This is a genomic window from Bradyrhizobium rifense (assembly GCF_008123425.1).
Classification (GTDB): Bacteria; Pseudomonadota; Alphaproteobacteria; order Rhizobiales; family Xanthobacteraceae; genus Bradyrhizobium; species Bradyrhizobium rifense.
On the sequence record NZ_VSSS01000034.1, the window covers coordinates 33,096 to 56,569 of the forward strand.

General features: G+C 63.8%; 22 protein-coding genes. 14 read left to right on the forward strand and 8 right to left on the reverse strand.

The features are described 5' to 3' along the window. Positions 1-70 precede the first annotated feature (70 nt). Positions 71-532 carry an Lrp/AsnC family transcriptional regulator gene (locus tag FXB40_RS23280; protein WP_027528875.1) on the reverse strand — a complete coding sequence of 154 codons (462 nt, stop codon included), beginning with the start codon at positions 530-532 and terminating at the stop codon, positions 71-73. A 135-nt stretch (positions 533-667) separates the two neighbouring features. On the opposite strand from FXB40_RS23280, the gene FXB40_RS23285 reads away from it, so the two are divergent. After that, on the forward strand, positions 668-3,031 hold the full coding sequence (locus tag FXB40_RS23285; protein ID WP_148774544.1) for a transketolase: 2,364 nt from the start codon (positions 668-670) through the stop codon (positions 3,029-3,031). A gap of 203 nt (positions 3,032-3,234) precedes the next feature. Then, a complete protein-coding gene (locus FXB40_RS23290) occupies positions 3,235-4,665 on the forward strand; it encodes an aldehyde dehydrogenase family protein (RefSeq protein WP_148774545.1) in 1,431 nt (476 codons plus the stop codon). Between the two features lie 199 nt (positions 4,666-4,864). Here FXB40_RS23290 and FXB40_RS23295 read toward each other — a convergent pair whose 3' ends face one another. Continuing rightward, positions 4,865-5,833: an SMP-30/gluconolactonase/LRE family protein gene (locus FXB40_RS23295; RefSeq protein ID WP_148774546.1), complete on the reverse strand. Its 969-nt coding sequence runs from the start codon at positions 5,831-5,833 to the stop codon at positions 4,865-4,867. A 91-nt stretch (positions 5,834-5,924) separates the two neighbouring features. Between FXB40_RS23295 and FXB40_RS23300 the strand changes: the two genes are divergently transcribed. Next, positions 5,925-6,749 carry an NAD-dependent epimerase/dehydratase family protein gene (locus tag FXB40_RS23300; protein WP_148774547.1) on the forward strand — a complete coding sequence of 275 codons (825 nt, stop codon included), beginning with the start codon at positions 5,925-5,927 and terminating at the stop codon, positions 6,747-6,749. Between the two features lie 149 nt (positions 6,750-6,898). After that, on the forward strand, positions 6,899-7,312 hold the full coding sequence (locus FXB40_RS23305) for a hypothetical protein (protein WP_148774548.1): 414 nt from the start codon (positions 6,899-6,901) through the stop codon (positions 7,310-7,312). Between the two features lie 65 nt (positions 7,313-7,377). On the opposite strand, the gene FXB40_RS23310 is transcribed toward FXB40_RS23305, so the two are convergent. Continuing rightward, a complete protein-coding gene (locus tag FXB40_RS23310) occupies positions 7,378-7,794 on the reverse strand; it encodes a DUF1236 domain-containing protein (RefSeq protein ID WP_148774549.1) in 417 nt (138 codons plus the stop codon). 228 nt (positions 7,795-8,022) lie between these two features. Next, entirely contained in the window at positions 8,023-8,724 is a 702-nt protein-coding gene (locus tag FXB40_RS23315) for a GntR family transcriptional regulator (RefSeq protein WP_148774550.1), read from the reverse strand. Positions 8,725-8,900: 176 nt separating this feature from the next. On the opposite strand from FXB40_RS23315, the gene FXB40_RS23320 reads away from it, so the two are divergent. From FXB40_RS23320 to FXB40_RS23335, 4 genes are all read left to right on the forward strand, one after another. Further along, entirely contained in the window at positions 8,901-10,619 is a 1,719-nt protein-coding gene (locus FXB40_RS23320; RefSeq protein ID WP_187437081.1) for an IlvD/Edd family dehydratase, read from the forward strand. Between the two features lie 62 nt (positions 10,620-10,681). After that, positions 10,682-11,689: a TRAP transporter substrate-binding protein gene (locus tag FXB40_RS23325; RefSeq protein ID WP_148774552.1), complete on the forward strand. Its 1,008-nt coding sequence runs from the start codon at positions 10,682-10,684 to the stop codon at positions 11,687-11,689. 122 nt (positions 11,690-11,811) lie between these two features. Continuing rightward, positions 11,812-12,390 (forward strand): TRAP transporter small permease, encoded by a 579-nt coding sequence (locus FXB40_RS23330; RefSeq protein ID WP_148774553.1) that lies wholly within the window; start codon positions 11,812-11,814, stop codon positions 12,388-12,390. Then, complete coding sequence (locus FXB40_RS23335; protein WP_148774554.1) at positions 12,387-13,727, forward strand: TRAP transporter large permease; 1,341 nt, start codon at positions 12,387-12,389, stop codon at positions 13,725-13,727. The genes FXB40_RS23330 and FXB40_RS23335 overlap by 4 nt, the downstream gene beginning before the upstream one ends. A gap of 5 nt (positions 13,728-13,732) precedes the next feature. On the opposite strand, the gene FXB40_RS23340 is transcribed toward FXB40_RS23335, so the two are convergent. Further along, a complete protein-coding gene (locus tag FXB40_RS23340; RefSeq protein ID WP_148774555.1) occupies positions 13,733-14,314 on the reverse strand; it encodes a histidine phosphatase family protein in 582 nt (193 codons plus the stop codon). Continuing rightward, on the reverse strand, positions 14,311-15,105 hold the full coding sequence (locus tag FXB40_RS23345; RefSeq protein ID WP_148774556.1) for an enoyl-CoA hydratase/isomerase family protein: 795 nt from the start codon (positions 15,103-15,105) through the stop codon (positions 14,311-14,313). The genes FXB40_RS23340 and FXB40_RS23345 overlap by 4 nt, the downstream gene beginning before the upstream one ends. A 245-nt stretch (positions 15,106-15,350) precedes the next feature. Between FXB40_RS23345 and FXB40_RS23350 the strand changes: the two genes are divergently transcribed. After that, positions 15,351-16,571, forward strand: a complete 1,221-nt coding sequence (locus FXB40_RS23350; protein WP_148774557.1) for an NAD(P)/FAD-dependent oxidoreductase — start codon at positions 15,351-15,353, stop codon at positions 16,569-16,571. 162 nt (positions 16,572-16,733) lie between these two features. Here the strand turns inward: FXB40_RS23350 and rbsK are convergent, their stop codons facing one another. Both rbsK and FXB40_RS23360 read right to left on the reverse strand, forming a co-directional pair. Further along, positions 16,734-17,642: a ribokinase gene (gene rbsK / locus FXB40_RS23355; protein WP_148774558.1), complete on the reverse strand. Its 909-nt coding sequence runs from the start codon at positions 17,640-17,642 to the stop codon at positions 16,734-16,736. Positions 17,643-17,660: 18 nt separating this feature from the next. Beyond that, positions 17,661-18,554 carry a sugar kinase gene (locus tag FXB40_RS23360; protein WP_148774559.1) on the reverse strand — a complete coding sequence of 298 codons (894 nt, stop codon included), beginning with the start codon at positions 18,552-18,554 and terminating at the stop codon, positions 17,661-17,663. 209 nt (positions 18,555-18,763) lie between these two features. Between FXB40_RS23360 and FXB40_RS23365 the strand changes: the two genes are divergently transcribed. From FXB40_RS23365 to FXB40_RS23390, 5 genes are all read left to right on the forward strand, one after another. Beyond that, positions 18,764-19,612 (forward strand): VOC family protein, encoded by an 849-nt coding sequence (locus tag FXB40_RS23365; RefSeq protein ID WP_148774560.1) that lies wholly within the window; start codon positions 18,764-18,766, stop codon positions 19,610-19,612. Between the two features lie 208 nt (positions 19,613-19,820). Next, complete coding sequence (locus tag FXB40_RS23370; RefSeq protein WP_148774572.1) at positions 19,821-20,480, forward strand: TetR/AcrR family transcriptional regulator; 660 nt, start codon at positions 19,821-19,823, stop codon at positions 20,478-20,480. Positions 20,481-20,777: 297 nt separating this feature from the next. Beyond that, a complete protein-coding gene (locus FXB40_RS23380) occupies positions 20,778-21,587 on the forward strand; it encodes an ABC transporter permease (protein WP_148774561.1) in 810 nt (269 codons plus the stop codon). A 49-nt stretch (positions 21,588-21,636) separates the two neighbouring features. After that, the gene (locus FXB40_RS23385; protein ID WP_187437082.1) at positions 21,637-22,629 is read left to right on the forward strand and encodes an ABC transporter substrate-binding protein; all 993 of its coding nucleotides are present in this window, start codon (positions 21,637-21,639) and stop codon (positions 22,627-22,629) included. Continuing rightward, positions 22,626-23,474 (forward strand): ABC transporter ATP-binding protein, encoded by an 849-nt coding sequence (locus FXB40_RS23390; protein ID WP_148774563.1) that lies wholly within the window; start codon positions 22,626-22,628, stop codon positions 23,472-23,474. Before FXB40_RS23385 ends, FXB40_RS23390 begins: the two co-directional genes overlap by 4 nt.

The window sequence follows — 23,474 nt, forward strand, 5'->3', positions numbered from 1 at the left end:
GTTTATTGCGTCCATGTGACACGGGCGGCCGGCCGGGCCGACCGGCCCGAAAATGGCCCGGCAGGGGCCGTCAGACCGGCAGCGCGATCGAATATTTGACCTGGCTGAGCGCAAAGCTCGACTCGATCGAGGCGATGCCGTCGAGCCGGGTCAGCTTGGTCTTGAGGAAGGTCTCGTAGGAGGCGAGGTCGGCTGCCACCACGCGCAGGAGGTAGTCGCGGTTGCCGGTCATCAGATAGCATTCCAGCACCTCGTCCCATTTCGAGATGGCGCGGGCGAAACGATTCAGATCCTCCTCCTTCTGCCGCGCCAGCTTGATCGAGATGAAGACGCTGACATGCAGCCCCAGCGCCTTCTGGTCCACGGTCGCGATGTAGCGCGAGATGACGCCGCGTTCCTCCAGCAGCTTGACCCTGCGATGGCAGGGCGAGACCGACAATCCGACCTTGTCGGCGAGCTCCTGCATGGTCAGCCGGCTGTCGGTCTGCAGAGAGCTGAGAATCTTGCGGTCGATGGCGTCAAGCTCAGGCATTGGGATGGAACCTGTGTTTGGTCGGGTTTCATTGGTAAAATATCCCAATATTTGGAGGTATGGCGCGAAAAATTGAGAAATCTGGCGACGCCCGCAGGCGTATCATCGCTTGACCTGTTTTCCGGGAGCATTGCCATGCCCGTTGATTCCGCCCGTCTCGACACATTGACCGCGCTGGCCCGCAAGGCGCTGTGGCTGTCGTCGTGGACCATCCACCACGCCAACCATGTTCGCTCGAACACGGATGGACTGAAGGTCGGAGGACATCAGGCCTCCTCGGCCTCGCTCGCCACTATCATGTCGGCGCTGTATTTTAGCGTGTTGCGGCCTGAGGACCGCGTCGCGGTGAAGCCGCATGCGAGCCCGGTGTTTCACGCCATCCAGTATCTGTTCGGCCGGCAGAGCCGCGAGAAGCTGGAGAATTTCCGCGGCTTCAAGGGCGCGCAGTCCTATCCCTCCCGCACCAAGGACGTCGACGACGTCGATTTCTCGACCGGGTCGGTCGGCCTCGGCGTCGCGCAGACGCTGTTTGCCTCGCTGGTGCAGGACTACGTCAAGGCGCATGGCTGGATGAAGGATCGCCGCGAAGGGCGGATGATCGCGCTGGTCGGCGACGCCGAGATGGACGAGGGCAACATCTTCGAAGCCTTGGCCGAAGGCTGGAAGCACGGCCTGCGCAACACCTGGTGGGTGGTTGACTACAATCGCCAGTCGCTCGATGCCGTCGTGCGCGAAGGTCTCTGGGAAAAGTTCGAGACCATGTTCCGCAATTTCGGCTGGGATGTGGTCATCGTGAAATACGGCCGCCTGATGCGCGAGGCCTTTGCCGAGCCCGGCGGCGAGGCGCTGAAGCGCTGGATCGACAATTGCCCGAACGCGCTCTATGCGGCGCTGTGCTTCCAGGGCGGCGCTGCCTTCCGCAAGCATTTGCACGACGAGATCGGCGACCAGGGCCCGATCACGAAGTTGATCGACAAGCGCAGCGACGAGGAGTTGCTGGCGCTGATGTCGAATCTCGGCGGTCACGACATGGCGAGCATGCTGGACGCCTTTGAGTCCATCGACCACGACCGCCCGGTCTGCTTCATCGCCTACACCATCAAGGGCGTCGGCCTGCCGTTCCAGGGCCACAAGGATAACCATGCCGGCCTGATGACGGTCGCGCAGATGGAGAAATATCGCGAGAGCCAGAACATCCGTCCCGGGCACGAATGGGACAAGTATGAAGGCCTGACGCAAGACGCCGCCGATCTCGACGCCTTCCTCGCGCGCGTGCCGTTCAACACGGACGGCCGCCGGCTCACCGCGCCGGTCGTCGAGGTGCCGCAGCAACTCGCCTTCAAGCCGTCGCCGCAGATGTCGACGCAACAGGGCTTTGGCCTCGTGCTGAACGAGATCGCGCGCGGCGACAGCGAGCTGGCACAACGGATCGTTACCACGTCGCCCGACGTCACCGTCTCGACCAATCTCGGCCCGTGGGTGAATCGGCGCGGCCTGTTCGCGCGTGGTGAGAAGGCGGATTTATTCCGCAGCGAGAAAATTCCATCCACCTTCAACTGGGACTTCTCGCCCAAGGGCCAGCATCTCGAGCTTGGCATCGCCGAGATGAACCTGTTCATCATGCTCTCGGCGCTCGGCCTGTCGCACCAGATCAACGGCGCGCGGCTGCTGCCGGTCGGCACGCTCTATGATCCCTTCATCGAGCGCGGCCTCGATGCGCTGAACTATGCCTGCTACCAGGATGCACGCTTCATGGTGGCGGCGACGCCATCAGGCATCACGCTCGCGCCCGAGGGCGGCGCGCACCAGTCGATCGCGACGCCGCTGATCGGCATGGCGCAGGACGGGCTCGCCTCGTTCGAGCCGGCCTTTGTCGACGAACTCGCCGTCATCATGGGTTGGGGTTTTGACCACATGCAGCGCGATCCCGGCGAAGGCGGCTCGGTCTATTTGCGGCTGTCGACGCGCTCAATCGAGCAGGCACAGCGGATCATGACGCCGGAACTGCAGCAGGGCATCACCGACGGCGCCTATTGGCTGCGCAAGCCGGGCCCGAATGCCGAACTCGTGATCGCCTATACCGGCGCGGTCGCGCCCGAAGCGATCGAGGCGACCGGCTTCATCGGCGAGAGCCGCCGCGACATCGGATTGCTGGCGATCACCTCGGCGGATCGCCTGCATGCGGGTTGGACTGCCGCGCGAAAATTGCGGCGCGACCGGCGTGGCGTGCAGCATCTCAGCCACATCGAAAAACTGCTGGCGCCTCTGCCGCGCGACTGCGGCATCGTGACCGTGATCGACGGCCACCCGGCCTCACTCGGCTGGCTCGGCAGTGTCCGCGGCCATCGCGTCGAGGCGCTCGGCGTCGAGCAGTTCGGCCAGACCGGCACCATCGCTGACCTCTATCGGCACTATGGCATCGACGCGAATGCCATCATCGACGCGGCGGAAAGCCTCACCACCGGCGCGCCGATCGTCCATCGCAAGATGGCGGTGTAGTCGAGGTAACCAGGCCGTGATTCCGAGGCGATCATGCGCCCCCCGGAATGACGGCTGTGCCACCTTGCCACGTTCCCGCCATCGGCTCATATAACCTCCGTCCGCCGCAACGCTGGCCCCGCATATGGCGGGTTCAATTGCCGGCGCTTTCGTGCAAGGATGCCTGCCGAAACGCCCCCCAAGCCCCCAAGAAGAGGTTAACGATGGTCAATCGCATGCAATTCTACATCGACGGCGCCTGGGTCGATCCCGCCGTCAAGAAGTCCACCCCGGTCGTCAATCCGGCGACGGAAGAGGCGATGTACGAGATTGCGCTCGGCTCCAAGGCTGACGTGGACAAGGCTGTCGCCGCCGCCAAGCGCGCCTTTGCAACGTTCTCCCAGACCAGCCGTGACGAGCGCGTCGCGCTGCTCACCAAAGTCATCGAAGTCTACAAGGGCCGTCTCAAGGAGATTGGCGCTGCCGTGTCCGACGAAATGGGCGCGCCGCTGCCGATGGCTGAAAAGCTCCAGGCCGGCGCCGGCCTTGGCCATCTCATGACCACGCTCGACGTGCTCAAGAACTATCATTTCGAGGAGCCGATCGGCACTGCCATGGTGCTGCGCGAGCCGGTCGGTGTGGTCGGCATGATCACGCCCTGGAACTGGCCGCTCAACCAGATCGCCTGCAAGGTCGCGCCCGCGCTCGCCGCCGGCTGCACCATGATCCTGAAGCCGTCGGAGTTCACGCCCACGTCGGCGCTGATTTTCGCGGAAATTCTCCATGAAGCCGGCGTGCCGAAGGGCGTGTTCAACCTCGTCAACGGCCTCGGCCCCGAGGTCGGCGCCGCCATGAGCGAGCACCCCGACATCGACATGATCTCCTTCACCGGCTCGACCCGCGCCGGCATCGACGTTGCGAAGCGCGCGGCGCCGACCGTGAAGCGCGTCAGCCAGGAGCTCGGCGGCAAGTCGCCGAACGTCATCCTCGAAGGCGCCGACCTGACCAAGGCGGTGACCGGCGGCGTGATGCACATGTTCAACAACTCCGGCCAGTCCTGCAACGCGCCCTCGCGCATGATCGTGCCGCTGTCGAAGATGAAGGAAGTCGCCGCGATCGCGAAGGCTGTCGCCGACAAGACCAAGGCGGGCGATCCGCGCGCCGAAGGCACCACCATCGGCCCGGTCGTCAACCGCGGCCAGTGGGACAAGATCCAGGCGCTGATCAAGAAGGGCATCGACGAGGGCGCAACGCTCGTCGCCGGCGGACCGGGCCTACCCGAAGGCGTCAACAAGGGCTTCTACGTCCGCCCGACCATCTTCGCCGACGTCACCCCCGAGATGACGATCGCCCGTGAAGAAATCTTCGGACCGGTGCTGACCATCCTCGGCGCCAAGGACGAAGCCGAGGCCGTGCACATCGCCAACGACACGCCGTATGGCCTCGCTGGCTATGTCTCCGGCGCTTCGGTCGAGGACGCCAAGCGCGTCGGTCGCCAGATCCGCGCCGGCAACGTCAATCTCCAGGGCGTGCCCAACGACCGCACTGCTCCGTTCGGCGGCTACAAGCAGTCCGGCAACGGCCGCGAGTGGGGCAAGTATGGCCTCGAGGACTTCCTCGAAGTGAAGGCCGTCGCCGGCTTCAACGCGGCGTAGGTTTTAGCGCCTGAACAGAATGACGCCGGAGCGGGAAACCACTCCGGCGTTTTTTTGTGGTGTCTCGACAAACGCGCGGTGCCGTAGGGTGGGCAAAGCGAAGCGTGCCCACGTCTTCGCGACCGCGACGGCGTGATGGTGGGCACGTCGCTTTCGCTCCTTTGCCCACCCTACGAGACCGTCGCCCGCCGTTGTAAGGCTATCCCCCCACCGCACCCTGCGTATTCACATACAGCGCGTAGATCGACTGGCTCGCGGCCATGAACAGGCGGTTGCGCTTGACGCCGCCGAAGCAGAGATTGGCGCAGCGCTCGGGCAGCGCGATGCGGCCGATCATGACGCCATCGGGCGCGAACACGACCACGCCGTCGAGCTCGGGATCGCCCATGCCCCAGCCGCACCAGAGATTGCCGTCGATGTCGCAGCGCATGCCGTCGGGCGTGCCAGGACCGGCATCGATATGGACGCGCTTGTTGGAAATCGTGGTGCCATCCGCCGAGACGTCATAGGCGAGAATTTTGCGGTTCGGCACGCCGCGCGATTCCACGACATAGAGAATCTTCTCATCCGGCGAGAAGCACAGCCCGTTCGGCCCCAGCACGCCTTCCGCGACGACGGTCGCCTTGCCGGTCGCGGGATCGAGCCGGTAGACATTCGGCTCGATCTCGGGCTCGGCCTTGTAGCCCTCGTAATTGCCGAGCAGGCCGAAGGTCGGATCGGTGAACCAGATCGAGCCGTCCGATTTAACAACGACATCGTTCGGCGAGTTCAACCGCTTGCCGTTGAATTGATCCATCAGCACGGTGATGCTGCCGTCATATTCGGTGCGCACCACGCGGCGCCCGCCGTGCTCGCAGGTGACGAGCCGGCCCTGCCTGTCACGCGTATTGCCGTTGGCGAAATTGGAAGGTTTCCGGAACACCGACACCGCGCCGGTCTCTTCCTCCCATTTGATGATGCGCTGGTTCGGAATGTCGCTGCACAGCAGGTACCGCCCGTCGCCGAACCACACCGGGCCCTCGGCCCAGCGCAGGCCGGTCGCCAGCCGCTCGACGGCCGACAATTTCAACCAGTATTTTTCGAAGCGGGGGTCCAGTGCTTTTATCGCCGGATCGGGGTAATAGGTCGCCGGCTGCCAGCCTTGAGTGCGGGACGGTGCATCGTTCATGTGCAATTCTCGTTGTTACGTTCCCTCTGCCCAAGTCTGCTATCATTAGAGACCTGTGACCGCAAATCGGTCGCCAAATACGAGGAAAGACATGCCGCGCATCTTGATGTCAGGAGCTTCGGGCGGAATCGGAACGCGCCTGCGGAAATTGCTGCCGCCGATCTATCCGGACCTGCTGCTCTCTGACATCCGCCCGCCCGCCGATCTCGGAGCGAACGAGCAGTTCAAGGCGGCGGACCTGTCCGACCTCGCGCAAGTCGAGGCGATCTGCGAGGGCGTCGACGGCATCCTCCATTTCGGCGGCTATTCGGTCGAGGGCCCGTGGGACGACATCCTCCAGGCCAACATCATCGGCGGCTATAATCTATTCGAGGCGGCATATCGCAAGGGCGTCAAGCGCGTGGTGTTCGCGTCCTCGAACCATGCCGTCGGATTCTATCCGCGCCACCACAAGATCGGGACCGACGTCACGCCGCGCCCCGACGGCCGCTACGGCGTCAGCAAGGTGTTCGGCGAGGCACTCGGTGCGCTCTATGCCGATAAGCATGGCCTGAAAGTGACTTGCCTCCGCATCGGCAATTTCGGTGACGTGCCGCTGGACCTTCGCCGGATTTCGATCTGGCTGAAGCCTGAAGACCTGGTGCAGCTCTGCCAGATCGGGCTTGAGCATCCCGATATCCATTTCGAAGTGTTCTACGGTGCCTCGCTGAACGAGCGCGCCTGGTGGGACAACCACCGCGCCTACGAATTCGGCTATCGCCCGACCGGCCGTTCCGAGGATCACGTAGCACACGCCATGGCCGAGCAGGCCAAGCTCAAGCCGGATCCGGTCGGCGACCACTACCAGGGCGGCGCGTTCTGCAGCAACGAGTTTGACGGCGACACGAGCCGGATCATCGATTGGAATAAGCGGTAATGCTTGCCGTCATGGTCGGCCTGTCCCGGCCATGACGGCCCATTGACTTGGATCAACGTTGCTGCAGTCGTTTGGCTTTCGATCGGTGTGATCGGAATTCGGTAACGTCACCCTGATCAAAGCTCAGGGCGGCGGCGAGAGCCACGACAATGAAAATCAAATTGTCTGTCTTCGCGATGCTCGCGACGATCGGGTCAGGACCGTCGCAAGCCGCAACGCTCAGCGACGCGGAAGCGACGTTTCTCGACCAGCTCGTCACCGCATCCGCGGTGCTCGAACAGCGATGCATCGGCTACGAGGTCGATGGCGCGGGCGGCGTTCGGCTCGGCGCCCGGCTTCTCGGCAGCCCCAATGCGGCGATGGCGATGATCGACGCCTTTTCTGCGGCGATAAAGGCCCACGACGGCGAGAGCTACGATCCCGGCAAGTTTCGTCCCGAGGTGTTCGAGGCGGCCAGCAAGACGATCAAGCGCGTCTTGGCGGATTTGATCAAAGACCCGAAAGGGGCTTGCGCCGACTATGGTGATGCCAGCGTGGATCGCGGCCTGTTGCGGCGGTACTGAACTGGGACTTGAGGAATTTAGATCTCCACAAACGAAAGGGCCGTCTCGAGAGACGGCCCTTGTCGTTATTCGACTATCTCAACGATCCGGTGTGTTCGTGGTTCGACCAGGACCGTGCGACCGTTGACCACCGTATAACGATACTCGCGGGCGCCGTATTCGGGTGGCACCTCGTAATAGGTCACGCCCTCTTCCGGAAGAACCGCCCCAACTCTCACATCCTCGCGATACTGATATGAGGGGCGTCGCTGTTCGACCACGTAGGAGTGAAAGCGCGGACGCTGATCGACACCAAGGACTCCGGCCACGCCGCCAACGACGCCGCCGACTACGCCACCCACAACTGCACCGACGGGGCCTGCCGCTCGCTCACCATCCCGCGCACCGCGTTCGACGCCTCCGGGGACGCCCTGGGCCTGGGTCGTTACGGGAAGCAGGACGGCGACGGCAACAGCGGCGGCTCCGACAAAACGGCAAATCATGGCAGCTCCTATGGTGGGGGATTGGTGAGATACCAAGTAACAAGCCGACAATAGGTTCCCAAAGATTGCGGACATGCGGCGTTATCGCCGGAGCGGTCGCGATGTCCGAAACCTCGCGACCACTAGCGCTCAACCCTTCAGCAGCAAAAGGCCTGCGATAAAATTGCCGGTCAAATCCTTCAGATGGCCGATCGAGTAAGCTGCATCACCGCTCGAAGCAGATCTCAGCTACGAGTGAGCGCTCGACCGTTCAGCTTCCTCTCCCGCGATCCTTGCCAGATAATCCGACTTGCTGAACTGCATGTGATCCACGCACAGCTGCGCCAGTGCCCAGCTGTCGCGGCCCTTCAACAGCTCGATCATCAGCTCGTGCTGGCGGCGCGACTGCGCGAGGCCGTCGCGGTCGGCGAGGTTCTTGGCGCGCATCGGCAGCGTCAGGCTCATGTAGTCCTGGAGCGAGCGCACCAGATAGGGATTGCCGCAGGCTGCGAACAGCGCGACGTGGAAGGCGTCGTTGGCCTCGTGGATGCCGCGCAGGTCGCGGATGTCGGCCTTCGCGCAATAGTCGCGTTGCAAGGCGGTCAGTTCGTCGATCAGGCCTTGCGGCGCGGGCAGGGGGATCATCAGCGCGGCCTGCCGCGTCAGCATCTCCCTGACTTCGTAGATCTGCCGGACCTCCTCGGCGGAATAGAACCGCACGGTGGCGCCGACATTCTTCTCGCGGCGGACGATGCCGCGGCGTTCGGCGTCCACCAGCGCCTGGCGCACGAAGTGTCTGGAGGTGCCGTAGCGCGACATCAGCGCATCCTCGGTGAGGCGCGCACCCGGCGGCAGGCGGCCGAAGATGATGTCCTCCTCCAGCCGCGCGACGACGTCGTCCGGATCGTCGCGCCGGACCGGCATGGCGTCTGTGGTGTGAATGTCGGACATGCCCTCAGCCTCCGGCGTCTCGCCGGTTCGCCTTGTGGAGCAGGCAGAGGCCGGATTGTCAATAATTTGTGTCCGATAGCGGCGTCTGAGGCCAGAAAGAGCGCCGATGAGGCCCAATCTTATTGACAATCGGGGGGCAGGCTGTAGCACAATGGCAACTGAGACGGAGTGGCATGATGACGAGTGGTTTGCGCAAGGGTCTGACGAGCTATGGCGATGCCGGCTTCTCGCTGTTCCTGCGCAAGGCGTTCATCAAGGCCATGGGCTATTCCGACGACGCGCTGGAGCGCCCGATCGTCGGCATCACCAACACCTACAGCGACTACAATCCCTGCCACGGCAACGTCCCGCAGATCATCGAGGCCGCCAAGCGCGGCGTGATGCTGTCGGGGGCGATGCCGTTCGTGTTTCCGACCATCTCGATCGCCGAGAGCTTTGCGCATCCGACCTCGATGTATCTGCGCAATCTGATGGCGATGGACACCGAGGAGATGATCCGGGCCCAACCGATGGATTCGGTGATCGTGATCGGCGGCTGCGACAAGACACTGCCCGCGCAGGTGATGGCCGCGATCAGCGCCGACCTGCCGACCGTGGTCATTCCCGTCGGCCCGATGGTTGTCGGCCATCACAAGGGCGAGGTGCTGGGCGCCTGCACCGATTGCCGCCGTCTCTGGGGCAAGTATCGCGCCGGCGAGATTGACGATGTCGAAATCGAAGCGGTGAACGGCCGCCTTGCGCCGTCGGTCGGCACTTGCATGGTGATGGGTACGGCCTCGACCATGGCCTGCATGATCGAAGCCATGGGCCTGTCGCTGCCGATGAGTGCGACGATCCCCGCGCCGCATGCCGAGCGTTTCCGTCTGGCCGAGGCGAGCGGCCGGGTTGCGGCCGAAATGGCCAAGACCAAGGGCCCGAAGCCGAGCGAGTTCCTGACGCCGGCCTCCTTCAAGAACGCGCAGGTCGTGCTGCAGGCGATCGGCGGCTCGACCAACGGCCTGATCCATCTGACCGCGATGGCGCATCGCTCGCCGCACCGGCTCGATCTCGAAGCGTTCGACCAGATCGGCCGCGAGGTGCCGGTGCTGGTCGATCTCAAGCCGTCGGGCGAGCATTACATGGAGCATTTCCATCACGCCGGTGGTGTGCCGAAACTGCTGGCGCAGCTTGGCGATCTCGTCGATCTCGACGCGAAGACGATCTCGGGCCAGACACTGCGCGATGTCGTCGCGAATGCGGAGGACGTGCCCGGCCAGGACGCGATCCGCTCGCGCGATAATCCGATCAAGAAGGAAGGCGGCCTTGCCGTCCTGCACGGCAACCTCGCGCCGCGTGGTGCTGTGATCAAGCAGTCGGCGGCGAGCCCCAAGCTCTTGCAGCACACGGGGCGCGCGGTGGTGTTCGAATCCGTCGAGGACATGACCTTGCGGGTGGACGATCCCGAGCTCGACGTCACCGCCGATGACGTGCTGGTGCTGCGCAATGCCGGCCCCAAGGGTGCGCCGGGTATGCCCGAGGCGGGTTATCTGCCGATCCCGAAGAAGCTCGCGCGTGGCGGCACCAAGGACATGGTGCGCATTTCGGATGCGCGCATGAGCGGCACCGCATTCGGCACCATCGTGCTGCACATCACGCCGGAATCGGCTGTCGGCGGGCCACTGGCGCTGGTGAAAAACGGCGACAAGATCAGCCTCGATGTGGCCAAGCGCAGCATCGAGCTCTTGGTCGATGCCGCCGAGCTCGAGCGCCGGCGCGCCGCCCTGAAGCCGGCCACGGCGCCGGACGAAGTCAAGCGTGGCTACGCCTGGCTCTTCGACAAGACCATCTTGCAGGCCGACGAGGGCTGCGACTTCGACTTTATGCAGAGGACTGGACCAAAGACTGAAAAGGGCTGACAACCACTCGAACGAGCGCCCAGACCGCTAAAAGCGGCGGGCGATAAAAACAGGGGGAGACGATGATTGTACGATCCATGCCAGGATTCTTACGCGGCTTGGTGGCTACGGCCGCCATGCTGTTCGTCACGGGCGCCGGGGCCCAGGAGGTGAAGCACTATCGCTTCGCCTATGACCAGCCCCGCAACACCGGCTACTCGATCGCCGGCGACCTCTTTGCCGACAAGCTCAAGGAATTGAGCAAAGGCACCATGATCATCGACCAGTATCCGGGCGCGCAGCTGGGCCAAGAGCCGCAACTGCTCCAGCTCGTGAAGGCCGGCGATATCGAGTTCGCGATCATTTCCTCGGCCAACACCGCGACGATCTCCCCGCAGGCCGGCGTGATGTCGCTGCACTTCCTGTTCCGCGACGAGAACCACGTGATCAAGGGGCTGGCCGATCCCCGTGTGTTCGAGGCGCTCAAGACCATGATCGACGAGACCACGCAGGGCCTGCATGTGATCGCGACCGGATCGCAGGGCGTGCGCCACATGTACTCCAAGAAGGAGATTCACAATGTCGGCGACATCAAGGGGCTGAAGATCCGCGTGCAGGCGACCGCGACCGAGGATGCCATGTTCCCGGCCTATGGCGCCCAGACCGTGCACATGCCGTTCGGCAGCGTTTACACAAGCTTGCAAACCGGCGTCGTCGACGTCGCCGAGAACAGCATCAACGTCTATCTCGTCAACAAGCATTACGAGGTGGCGCCGGTGCTGAACATTACCGAGCACGAAGCCAACAATGCGCTGGTGTACATCTCCGACAAGCTCTGGCAGAGCCTCTCGGCGGAGCAGAAGCAGTGGGTGCAGACGGCGGCCAACGAGATCAGCTCGAAGGAGCCGGCCAAGGCGTTCGATCTCGAGCGCAGCGCGGCCGAAAAGCTCAAGAAGATGGGCGTGAAGGTTGTCGATAACGTCGACAAGAAGAGCTTTACGGCGATCGCCGACCCCTATCTCGACAAGCTCGCCAAGGAGCTCGGCCCGCACGCCGAGAAGATCAAGAACCTGATCCGGTCGATTAATTAGGTCGTCTGCGGCCATCCTTCGAGACGCCCGCCACAGGCGGGCGTCTCGAACCATGCAGGCCGAGCAAGTTCGGCAGCTTCCCAGCTGTCGCATGCGGCAGCTCCGGGACGACGAGGACATTGATGGCCATCGCCGACAAGCTCGTGTTGCAACGCCAACGCCACCTGAAATGGCGCTGGCTCGACTGGCTCGAGCTCGCGCTCATGATCCTGTGCGGTGTGCTGTGCTTCGGCTTCTCGCTGTCGGTCACGGCCGACATCGTTACCCGCACCATCGGCCATCCCTGGCTATGGCTCCAGGAAGTCACATCGACGCTGTTCATCTATGCGATCTTCATCGGGACGGCGGTCGCGACCCGTCGCAACGATCACCTCTATCTGACGGCGATCTCCGAGGCGATGCATGGCGTCCCCAGGATCATCGTCGAAGTCATCATCCGCCTCATCGTCCTCGGCGTCGCCTTCTGCCTGATCTGGTACGGCTACCAGAACTATCTGCGCGGCTTCGGCAGCTTCCGCCTGCCGTCGGGCACGCCGATCGCCTCGCTTTACGCCATTATTCCAGTGTCCGGCATCCTGATCGGACTGTTCACCATCGAGCAGCTCGTCAACGGCCTGCGCAACGGCTTTGACCATCCGGAGCCGCTGGACGAGGATGCCGCGCCGGTCGTGACCGAGGCGCAAATGAGGGCGCAGCCGTGAGCGCACCCGTTGTCCTGGCGTTGATGTCGATCTGCTTCCTGTCGTTCGGCTATCTCGGCGTGCCCGTGCCGTTTTCGCTGATGGCCGGCGTGTTCATCGGCGCGGTCCTGTCCGACGTCTCGCTCGCCGCGATCATCCAGAAGATCTTTGACGGCGTCGATTCCGAGGCGCTGCTGGCGATCCCGTTCTTCCTGCTGGTCGGCGAGCTCATGAGCTCGGCCAATGTGGTGGTTCGAATAGCAAATCTCTCGGTATCGCTGGTGGGGCATATCAGGGGCGGGCTGTCGCAGGTCGTCGTCGTCTTCAGCATGTTCTTCTCGGAAATGTCGGGTTCGACCACCGCCGACGTCGCCGTGATGAGCCGCGCACTCGGCGGCCCGATGAAGCGCGAAGGCTACGAGCCCGCCTTCATCGCCGCCATCATCGCATCCGCGTCGACCATTGCGGCGCTGGTGCCACCGAGCATCACCGCGGTGGTCTATGGCGCAGTCGGCAACGTCTCGATCGCCGGCCTGTTCATGGCGGGCGTGGTGCCCGGCCTGATGATCGGCTTCGGCCTGATGATCTATTGTTATTTCTTCGGCCCCTCCGGCTTGCGCAAGCCGCGCGCGCCGCTGCGGCAGATCGTGTTCGCCGCCGGCGACGCCGCGCTGCCGCTGATGATCCCGGTCATCCTGCTCGGCGGCATCCTGACCGGCTGGTTCACGCCGACGGAAGCCGGCGTTGTTGCGGTGGTCTGGATCATCCTGGTCGTGATCCCCGCGCTCAACCGCGGGCATTTCCGGAAGATCCCGTATGATTTCTGCCTTGCCGGGCTGATCTTCTCGCTGCCGCTGATCACCATCGGTGCCGCCAACGCCTTCGGCTGGATGCTCGCCTATTTGCGCGGCGCCAGCTACATCGCCGACATGATCACCTCGATTGCGGGCAACGATCCGCATCTGATCATGCTGCTGATGGTGCTGCTGTTCACCGTGGTCGGCGACTTCATCGAGCCGGTGCCGACCATCATCATCTTCATGCCGCTGGTCAACACGCTGACGGAAGCGGGCGACATCAACGGCGTCCATATGGGCGTGGTGCTGATCGCGACGCTCGCCTTTGGCCTGATCACGCCGCCTTATGGTCTGGTGCTGCTGATGGCGTCGAAATTCGTCGGCGTCAGCTTTGCGAAGGCGTTACGCGCGGCGCTGCCGATCTATGTCGTGTTCTTCGCGACCATCGCGTTTGCGATCTATTTCCCGAGCGTCGTGCTGTGGCTGCCGCAGCATGTGCTGCCGGAATCGGTCGGCTGCTTCAAATCGCCGGCGGGGACCGGCTACATCTGTCCCAAGTGATCTTCCTAAGTGACGATCTGCTCAACGCGCCACTGCGCGTCCTCGCGGACGTAGTGGAACGGTGCGCCGTGGCTGTTCTTGAAGTAGCTGCCGGTGAGCGCGTTCGCCATGCCCTGCATCACGGCGTCATGGCAGACGAACAGCAGATGGTCGCCGGGATAGCGGTCGAGCCAACCGGCCACGCAGCGCAGTGAGCGTTCGGCCATGGCGTCCCAGTTCTCGCCGTCGGCGGGCAGGATCGAGACGAGTCCCGTCGCGGAAGCGACGCCGTGCTTGATCATGAGGTCGCGGACGGGCAGGCCCTCGAAGCTTCCGAAATCGAACTCGATGATGCCCTCGTCGATCGTGAGCGGCACCGAGATTGCTTCCGCGATGATCTCGGCGGTTTTCGCCGCGCGCACCAGCGGGCTCGCGACGATGCGGCTGACGCCGGCCCCGCGTAACAGGTCCGCGGCCTCGTGCGCTTGCCGGAGGCCATCCTCGTTCAGCGGATTGTCGGTCCGGCCTTGAAAGAGTCCCTGCCGGTTCCAGTCGGTCGCGCCGTGACGCAGGCCGCAGAACGAGCGTGACGGCGTGGGCGCGCTCACTTGCTCTTGCTCGTGAACTTCTTCACGGCAACACGAAAATCTTCCGTGTTCATCGCCATGATGATTTTGTGCTCCTCGGCATCGAGCTGCTGTTTTACCGGCGTGGTGGTGGCCGCATAGACCAGCGACTTGGTGCCGGCGATGGCCGCCGGCGGGTTCTGCGCCAGCCGTTCGGCCAGCTGCCGCGTCGCCGCCTTTAGCTCGGTTGCGGGAACGGTCTTGGCGACTAGGCCCCATTCAAGGGCTTGCTGCGCCGTAAAATTGTCCTCGGCCAGAAAGATCTGCAGCGCCCGGCGCGAGCCAACGGTGCCGACGATCCCGACCGTCGATCCGCCATCCGGCGAGACGCCGATCTTGGCATAGGCGGGCGTGAACTTGGCGTCCTCGGCGGCGATGCAGAGGTCGGTGACGAAGGCCAGCCCCATGCCGGCGCCGGCGGCCGAGCCATGCACGCTCGACAGCGAGATCTTCGGCATGCGCCGGATGATCTCGATGAAGGAATGATAGTGCTTGAGCAGCTCGCCGACCACCGGCGTCACCGTGTTGGCTTCAGCCGCAGCGCCAATCGTCTGCAGATCGCCGCCGGCCGAGAAGGCGCGGCCTTCGCCTTCGAGGACCACGACTCTGATCGCGTCATTGCCCTCGATGTAGGTCGCGAGCTGCTCGAGCTTCTGCGCGATCGCAAGGTTGATCGAGTTGAACGCGGTCGGGCGGTTGAGCGTAATGGTCGCAATCGGGCCGTCGATCCGCAGCAGCGCGGGGTCATCGGGTTGGGAGATGGGAGCTGGCATTTGAGGAATCCCCGGCATGAGGTCTGTTGCTGCAACTAGATCGCAGAAGGCGAGGGGTGACAATCCCCCGCCGCCAATGCCTCGCCTACGGCCCCTTGCGCAAGCCGGAATGATCGGCTCAAATGGGGCCGCCTTCGTTTAGGGACGGACACGAGCGCCGGCTCCTCCTAGGCTAGCCAAGCCAGTATGAGCGAGAGAGGAGACGACATGGGTGACGCTCGTGTCTTGCGGAAATGGGCTGTCCAATGACGGACGGTCCGGTGATCATCGTCGGTGCCGGCCATGGCGGCTACCAGGTCGCGGCATCCCTGCGGCAGGCAGGTTTTTCGGATCGCATCCGCCTGATCAATGACGAGGCGCATCTGCCCTATCAGCGGCCGCCGCTGTCAAAGGCCTACATCAAGGGTTCCGCCGGGCCGGAGAGCCTGATGTTCCGGCCGGAGAAATTTTACCACGATCAGACCATCGAGCTGATCGCGGGCCGTGCCGTGTCGATCGACCGCGCGGGGCGCAAGCTTCTGCTCGCATCCGGCGAGACGCTGCCTTACGGCCATCTGGTGCTGGCAACCGGCGCGCGCAACCGGCTGCTCGATCTGCCCAACGCCAATCTCCCCGACGTGAAATATCTGCGCATCCTCGACGAGAGCGAGGCGCTGCGAAAGATCATTCCGTCGAAGACGCGCGTTGTGGTCATCGGCGCCGGCTTCATTGGCCTCGAATTCGCCGCGACCGCGCGGATCAAGGGGCTCGAGGTCGACGTGCTCGAGCTTGCGCCGCGGGTGATGGCGCGCGCGGTGACGGCGGAGGTCTCGGAGTATTTTGAGGCGCGGCATCGCGAGGCCGGCATCCGCATTCACCTTGGTGTGCAGGCAACGTCGATCGAGGCCGAGAACGGCAAGGTCACCGGCGTCTCCTTGAGTGACGGACGGCATCTGCCCGCCGACCTCGTCGTGGTCGGTGTCGGCGTGCTGCCGAATATCGAGCTCGCGGCCGAGGCGGGGCTGCCGGTCGCGGCCGGCATCATCGTCGACGAATATCTCTCGACGGCTGATCCCAATATCTCTGCGATCGGCGATTGTGCGCTGTTTGCGAGCCCGCGCTTCGGCGGCTCGCTGCGGCTGGAATCGGTGCAGAACGCCACCGATCACGCCCGCTGCCTGGCGGCGCGCCTGACCGGCGACAAGAAGGTCTATGACGGCCATCCCTGGTTCTGGAGCGACCAGGGCGACGACAAGCTCCAGATCGCAGGTCTCACCACCGGCTACGACCGCGTCGTGCTGCGCGGCGATCCCGCGAAAAAGGCGTTTTCCGTGTTCTGCTACCACGGCGACAAGCTGCTCGGCATCGAATCGATCAACCGCGCCGGCGATCACATGTTCGGCCGAAGGTTGCAGGCCATGAACCGCTCGATCACGCCGGAGCAGGCCGCGGATGAGAGCTTTGACCTGAAGAGCGCGCTGGCTTGAGTCTCTCTCCCTCTCCCCGTTCTTACGGGGAGAGGGTAGGGGTGAGGGGCTCTCACCGCGTATGAGACTGTCGTGAGACCTGTACCCCCTCACCCGGATTGCATCTGCGATGCAATCCGACCTCTCCCCGCAAGCGGGGCGAGGTGAAGACAGCGCTCCGCCCTACAGAATCGCTGCCACTTCCGCGGCCGTCGGCATCGACGGCCCGGCCCCCATGCGCTGCACGCTGATCGAGGCGGCGGCGTTGGCGAAGGCGAGGGCGGCGCGCAGCGGCACGCCATCAGCGAGCTGCGACGCGAGCGCGCCGACAAAGCAATCGCCGGCGCCGGTGGTGTCGATCGCCTTCACCACGCGGCCGGGTACGGAAAATTCCTCGCTGGAAGCGAGCGCGAGCACGCCGCGCTTGCCGAGCGTGACGCAAATCGTCTGGTCCTCGCGCGCCTGAAGTTTTCGCGCGACCGCGATGATCTTTGCGGTCTCGTCGTCGTCGGTGAGCTCGGTGCCTGCGAGGAAGCCGAGCTCCGTCTCGTTCAGCACCAGGATATCGACCAGCGCGAGAAGCTCGGGCGACATCTTTTGCGCCGGGGCAGGATTGAGCACTGTGGTGGCGCCGGCCGTGTGCGCGCGCTGGAAGAACGCGGCAATGGTCGGCAGCGGAATCTCGAATTGGCTGACGGCGACATCGCCCTTCGCCAGCGGCGCATCCGCGACGTCATCCGCGCTGACCAGTGCGTTGCTGCCGGGAATGACGACGATGGTGTTGTCGGAGGCCGCGACCGTGATGATCGCGGTGCCGGTGTGTGTCTCGGGCGTCTCCTTGATCGAGCCGGGATCGATGCCCTGCGCGTTAAGGAACGTCCTCAGTTCAGCCCCGAACGAATCCGTGCCCAGCCGCCCGATCAGCGTGGTCTTCGCGCCGAGCCGTGACGCGGCCACGGCCTGGTTCGCACCCTTGCCGCCCGGAAAATACAGCACCTGCTTTCCGGCGACGGTCTCGCCGACCCTGGGATGGCGATCGGCGGTCGCCACCACATCCATGTTGATGCTGCCGGCGACGAAGACACGCCCCATGACAAACCTCTTCGAAGTCTAAACTCGGACTTCGAACTCGTGCCTGACTTTGGCGATGTCCACAAGGGTCGGAAGTCCCGCCTCGTTGCCGAGGCGCTGGATCTTGAAGGTCGAGGCGGCGCGGGCAAAATCAAAATGCTCGCGCCAGCTTTTGCCGGGATGGGCCAGATAGGAATAGACATAGGCGCCGTGGAAGACGTCGCCGGCGCCGTTGGTGTCGATCACGCGCTCGCGCGGGATCGGCATCGCCGGCATGGTCTCGACCGCACCGGTTTCGTTGTACCAGAGCAGGCCCTTCTCACCCATGGTGATGCCGCCGATCTTGCAGCCGCGGCCCTTGAGGTAGTCGAGCATCTTTTCCGGCGTGAGATCCATCTGTTCGCAGAGGCGCTCGGCGACGATCGCGACGTCGATGTATTCAAGCAGTTCATGCGTGTTGGTGCGCAGGCCGCCGCCGTCGAGCGAGGTCAAAATGCCGGCCTCGCGGCAGACCTTTGCGTAGTGGATCGCGGCATCGGGCTGATGCCCGTCGATATGCAGCGCGCGGCAGCCGCCGAGATTGAGGATCGGGAACGGATGGATGTGCTCGTCGTCGCGGCAGCGGACGATGGCGCGCTTGCCGTCCTTCGGCATGATGAAGGAGAGCGAGGACTGGTTCACCTTCCGCCCGTGCAACGAGATCGCGTATTTCGCGCACATGTCCATGAACATGCGGCCGAGCCAGTCGTTCGCAGCGGTGGCGACGAGATCGGGCACGATGCCGAGCTTGGCGCAGCAGAACGCCGCCGTGACCGCGTTGCCGCCGAAAGAGACCGCGTAGTCGGTTGCCACGTGCTTTTCGTCGCCGGTCGGCATGTGGTCGGTGATGAAGACGACGTCGATATAGGTCTGTCCGATAAAGAGAGCCTGCATTGCTTGTCCGTGATGCGCTTTGGTGGTCCCGGCCGGCGGGTTTACTCTAACACCGGTTCCGTGTCCGGGACGCTGAAATTATTCGCAAAACAACCCCGAGGCGCTTGAGGCCGGCATGGGGCCGGAATACGACCATGTCAGGCCCATGCCAAGCCCGGACAAATGCCGTTTTTCGGCCGGTTGTTCCTGGTCCATAAAGAGGGGGGAATATGATCACCGGCCTCGATCACATCGTTGCTCTGGTCAGGGATATCGGTGCGGCCAAGGCGGCCTATCAGACGCTCCTAGGCCGCGCGCCGGCCTGGCAGAATTCCGGCGAGGGCGCCGATCGCGTGCTGTTCACCCTCGACAACTTGACCCTCGAATTGATGGCGCCGAGCGGCTTCACCGCCACCGCGGACCGCATGCGCGCGCTGCTCGACGACCAGGAGGGGGTGCTCGCCAGCCTGTGCTTTCGCGTCGCAGACATGAGCAAGATGCACCGGCGGCTGGACCGGGTGGCGCTGAAGCCGGATCCCGTTGCCGAGGTCGAGAGCAGTGACGCCGCGACCGGCGCGGCCCTGCACTGGAAGCGCACGCGGGCCGCGACCGAGCTCACGCGCGGCGTGCGCATGTTCTTCCTCGAGCTGGCCGAGGAGCGTCCGAAGTCGGTTGCGATCGATGTCGCGCCGATCGACGGGCTCGACCACATCGTGATCACCACCGAGGATTCCGATCGCGCCGCCGCGCTCTATGGCGCCCGGCTCGGGCTCGATCTGGCGCTCGACCGCTCGCATCACGATTGGGGGCAGCTGATGTTCTTCCGCTGCGGCGATCTCATCGTCGAAGTGGTCCGCCGACCCGTGGCGGGCGGGGATTCCCTGCACGACCGGCTCTGGGGCCTGAGCTGGCGCGTCGCCGACATCGACGCCACCCGCGCCCGCCTGCTCGCCGCTGGTCTCGACGTCACCGAAGTCCGCAACGGCCGCAAGCCGGGCACGCGCATCATGACCGTGCGGAACGGCACCTGTGGGATCCAGACCGTGCTGCTGGAGCGTTCGCCGAAGCCGGTGGAATAGGCTCCGTTCTCTCCACGCGTCATTTGCGAGCGAAGCGAAGCAATCCAGAATCCCGCCGCGGTGACCGTCTGGATTGCTTCGTCGCAAGGGCTCCTCGCAATGACGGCGGGGGCGTGGTACATGGCATACCGTAAGCACCCAGCGAGCACCCGGTTTGGCGAAGGCAACGGCAAAGCGAACTCCGAAATGGCAGCGCGATCCCGAGGGGATGCGGCTGCGCATTCTCGAGGCGGCCAAGCAGGAGTTTTCCGCTCATGGGCTCGCCGGCGCGCGCGTCGACCGCATCGCAGTTAAGGCCGGCGCCAACAAGCGCATGCTGTACTATCACGTCGGCAACAAGGACGACCTCTATCTCGCGGTGCTGGAAGGCGCCTATGACAAGATCCGCAGCGAGGAGCGGGGGCTCGATCTCGAACATCTCGATCCGCCCGAGGCCATCAAGCGGCTGATCGAGTTCACCTGGGGCTACTTCCTGCGCAATCCCGAGTTCCTGTCGCTGCTCCAGACCGAGAACCTTGCGCGCGCCAAGCATTTGAAGCGCTCGACCAAGGTCAAGTCGATGCACTCGCCCTTCGTCGAGATGATCCGCACCGTGGTGCGGCGCGGCGTCGAGAGCGGCGATTTCCAGGTCGCGGTCGATCCGGTGCAGCTCTACATCTCGATCGCGGGCCTCTGCTTCTTCTACCTCTCGAACTCGGCGACACTGAGCGTGATCTTCGGCCGCGACCTGCTCGCCAAGGACGCCAAGGACGAGCGGCTTGCCCACATGGTCGGCCTCGTGCTGGCCGCGTTGACGGGACAGTCCGCTGCGCTGTTCGAGATCGCCAAGGCGCCGAAGTCGCGCGCTGCGGTGGCGCAGACGGTGTAGGCCGTAGTGCGCGCATTGGTGGATGTAGCGCCCGCCGTTTCCACAATCTCCGCCGTCGTTGCCCGCGAAGGCGGGCAATCCAGTATTCCAGAGACGCTGGTGGGATACGGAGAAGCGGCGGCGTACTGGATTCCCCACTTTCGCGGGGAATGACACCAAGGGTGGCGAGACGGTCCACCCCTTCACGCACCTTTCGCGCCCCAAAACCGGCACAAAACGTCACGGGGAAACCTCTGGACAGTATTTATCCAACGGGTTAATTTCTCCCCGAACGAAAAAGAATGCCGGGAGTGAGGCGTGGCTGAGCTGAAGCCGCAAGGTGCGGTGTCCAAGATGCTGAATGCGGCCTGGATCAGGCCGTTTGTATTCTTGGTTTTCATCGTCGTGGCTTGGGATCTCGCGATCCGGCTGTTTAGGATTCCCGCCTACCAAATCCCGTCACCCGCTGATGTCGTTGCGGTGCTGTGGACCGACTGGCCGGAGCTGCTGCGGCAGTCCTGGCCGACCACCTATGCGACCGTTTGCGGCTTCATGCTCTCGGCGCTATTCGGTATCCCCGTTGCCATGCTGATCGCGGGCTCGAAGACGGTGGAGAGCTACGTCTATCCGCTCTTGGTATTCTCCCAATCCGTGCCGAAGATCGCCATCGCGCCTTTGTTCGTGGTCTGGTTCGGCTTCGGCATTATCCCGAAGGTGATCTCGGCGTTCCTGCTCGGCTTCTTCCCCGTCGTGGTCTCGGCGGTGCAGGGCTTCAAGTCGGTCGACCCTGACATGGTCGATCTCGCCCGCGCCATGCAGGGCAGCCGCTTTCAGGTGTTTTGCGCGGTGAACCTGCCGCATGCGCTGCCGGCGATCTTCTCCGGCCTGAAAGTCTCGGTGACGCTCGCCGTGGTCGGCGCGGTCGTCGGTGAGTTCGTCGGCTCCAACTCCGGCATCGGATACGTGATGCAGCGCTCGATCGGCACCTTCGACCTGCCGACGATGTTCGCGGCCCTCGTGATCCTCGCGCTGCTCGGCGTCATCCTGTTCTGGATCGTCGACCGGATCGAGAAGCTGGTCATTCCCTGGCATGTCAGCCAGCGCGAAGACGTGATTTTCGCCTCTTAACTTAAGCAACGGCCACCAACGGCCGAAACATAACGAAGGGAGAGTGACGATGAAGCGATGGATTGGGGCTGCATCTGTGGCGCTGATGGCGTTTGCAGTGTCGCCGGCGCGGGCGGCCGACAAGGTCGTGCTGATGCTCAACTGGTACGTCTATGGCGAGCACGCGCCGTTCTATTACGGCAAGGCCAAGGGCATTTACGCTGCCGAGGGCATCGACCTCGAGATCCAGGAAGGCCGCGGTTCGGCTGCGACCACGCAAGCCGTGGCTGCCAAGACCGCCGATTTCGGCTATGTCGACGTTCCCACCATGATGCGCGCCGCGATCAAGGGCGCGCCTGTGATCGCGACCGGCGTGCTGCTGCAGACCAGCCCGATGTCCGCGATGGGCTTCGTCGACAAGAACATCAGGAAGCCGGAAGACATCAAGGGCAAGACGGTGGCGATCACGCCGGCCGATTCCATGACCCAGATCTGGCCGCTGTTCCTGAAGAAGACCGGCCTGAAGGAGAGTGACTTCACGACGGTCGCCGGTGATGGCCAGACCAAGCTCAACGCCGTCATCAACGGCCAGGCTGATCTGCTGCTCGGCTACGTCATGGACCAGTCGATGAAGATCAAGGACGCCACCGGCAAGGACGTCTATCCGATCAAGTTCGCCGACTACGGCATCAACATGGTCTCCTCCGGCATCATCGCCAACTCCGACTATGTGAAGGCCAATGCCGATCTCGTTCGCCGCTTCATGTCGGCGACGACCAAGGCGGTCGAAGCCGCCGAGAAGGAGCCGAAGGCCGCCGCGCAGTCGATCCTCGATGCCAACCCGAAGGGCGGCAAGATCGACACGCTGACGCAGGGCTTTGAGCTGACCATTCCGCTGTACCGGACCGTCGAGACCAAGGGCAAGCGGCCGTTCCAGGTCACCGATCAGAACATGACGGATAGCGTCAACCTGATGGTCGAATATGGCGGGCTCGACGCCAAGGCCAAGGAGAACCCGAAGGCCTTCTACACCAACGATTACCTTCCGAAGAGTGGCACGTGAAACCAGCGACGATCGTGAGTGAAGCCGTGCAGCCGGCCGCGCATCTGAGACTGGTGAGCGACCGGGCTGCCGGCGATACGTCGGGCATCACGCTGTCCGGCGTGTCCAAGACGTACCGGACGCGTGACGGCGACGTGCCGTCGCTGCGGCCGCTCGACTTCCACATCAATGACGGCGAGTTCTTCGTCGTGGTCGGCCCCAGCGGCTGCGGCAAGTCCACGCTGCTCAAGCTGATCTCGGGGTTGCTGCCGCCGACATCAGGCGAAGTTCTGGTCGAGGGCGAGAAGGTGACGAAGCCACATGGCAATGTCGGCATCGTCTTCCAGAACGCGCTGCTGCTGCCCTGGCGCAACATCCTGTCCAACGTGATGCTGCCGATCGACATGAAGCGGCTGCCGCGGGACGAATATCTCGTGCGCGCCAAGGCGTTGCTCAAACTGGTCGGGCTCGAAGGGTTCGAGAAGAAGCTGCCCTGGCAGCTCTCCGGCGGGATGCAGCAGCGCGCGTCGATCTGCCGTGCGCTGGTGCACGATCCCAAGATCATGCTGATGGACGAGCCGTTCGGCGCACTCGATGCGCTGACACGCGAGCGCATGAATGTCGAGCTGATGCGGATCCAGCGCGAGACCAGGAAGACGGTGCTGTTGATCACGCATTCGATTCCGGAGGCTGTGTTCCTCGCCGACCGCGTGCTGGTCATGACCGAGCGGCCCGGCGCGGTCGCAGCGATCTACGACGTGCCGATGCCGCGCCCGCGTTCGCTCGACGTGATGGCCGATCCTGTTTTCACCGAGCTTGTACAACGAATCCGCAAGCATTTCTTCTCGCAAGGTACGCTGGACTAG

Bases quoted from the DNA above. Each gene is read 5' to 3' on its own strand.
- FXB40_RS23345 (WP_148774556.1), bottom strand. From the start codon at position 15,105: ATGCCAGCTCCCATCTCCCAACCCGATGACCCCGCGCTGCTGCGGATC.
- FXB40_RS23325 (WP_148774552.1), top strand. From the start codon at position 10,682: ATGATTGTACGATCCATGCCAGGATTCTTACGCGGCTTGGTGGCTACG.
- FXB40_RS23300 (WP_148774547.1), top strand. From the start codon at position 5,925: ATGCCGCGCATCTTGATGTCAGGAGCTTCGGGCGGAATCGGAACGCGC.
- FXB40_RS23370 (WP_148774572.1), top strand. From the start codon at position 19,821: ATGCGGCTGCGCATTCTCGAGGCGGCCAAGCAGGAGTTTTCCGCTCAT.
- FXB40_RS23330 (WP_148774553.1), top strand. From the start codon at position 11,812: ATGGCCATCGCCGACAAGCTCGTGTTGCAACGCCAACGCCACCTGAAA.
- FXB40_RS23280 (WP_027528875.1), bottom strand. From the start codon at position 532: ATGCCTGAGCTTGACGCCATCGACCGCAAGATTCTCAGCTCTCTGCAG.
- FXB40_RS23295 (WP_148774546.1), bottom strand. From the start codon at position 5,833: ATGAACGATGCACCGTCCCGCACTCAAGGCTGGCAGCCGGCGACCTAT.
- FXB40_RS23285 (WP_148774544.1), top strand. From the start codon at position 668: ATGCCCGTTGATTCCGCCCGTCTCGACACATTGACCGCGCTGGCCCGC.
- FXB40_RS23350 (WP_148774557.1), top strand. From the start codon at position 15,351: ATGACGGACGGTCCGGTGATCATCGTCGGTGCCGGCCATGGCGGCTAC.
- FXB40_RS23320 (WP_187437081.1), top strand. From the start codon at position 8,901: ATGACGAGTGGTTTGCGCAAGGGTCTGACGAGCTATGGCGATGCCGGC.
- rbsK (WP_148774558.1), bottom strand. From the start codon at position 17,642: ATGGGGCGTGTCTTCGTCGCCGGCAGCATCAACATGGATGTGGTGGCG.
- FXB40_RS23310 (WP_148774549.1), bottom strand. From the start codon at position 7,794: ATGATTTGCCGTTTTGTCGGAGCCGCCGCTGTTGCCGTCGCCGTCCTG.
- FXB40_RS23290 (WP_148774545.1), top strand. From the start codon at position 3,235: ATGGTCAATCGCATGCAATTCTACATCGACGGCGCCTGGGTCGATCCC.
- FXB40_RS23360 (WP_148774559.1), bottom strand. From the start codon at position 18,554: ATGCAGGCTCTCTTTATCGGACAGACCTATATCGACGTCGTCTTCATC.
- FXB40_RS23305 (WP_148774548.1), top strand. From the start codon at position 6,899: ATGAAAATCAAATTGTCTGTCTTCGCGATGCTCGCGACGATCGGGTCA.
- FXB40_RS23315 (WP_148774550.1), bottom strand. From the start codon at position 8,724: ATGTCCGACATTCACACCACAGACGCCATGCCGGTCCGGCGCGACGAT.
- FXB40_RS23385 (WP_187437082.1), top strand. From the start codon at position 21,637: ATGAAGCGATGGATTGGGGCTGCATCTGTGGCGCTGATGGCGTTTGCA.
- FXB40_RS23365 (WP_148774560.1), top strand. From the start codon at position 18,764: ATGATCACCGGCCTCGATCACATCGTTGCTCTGGTCAGGGATATCGGT.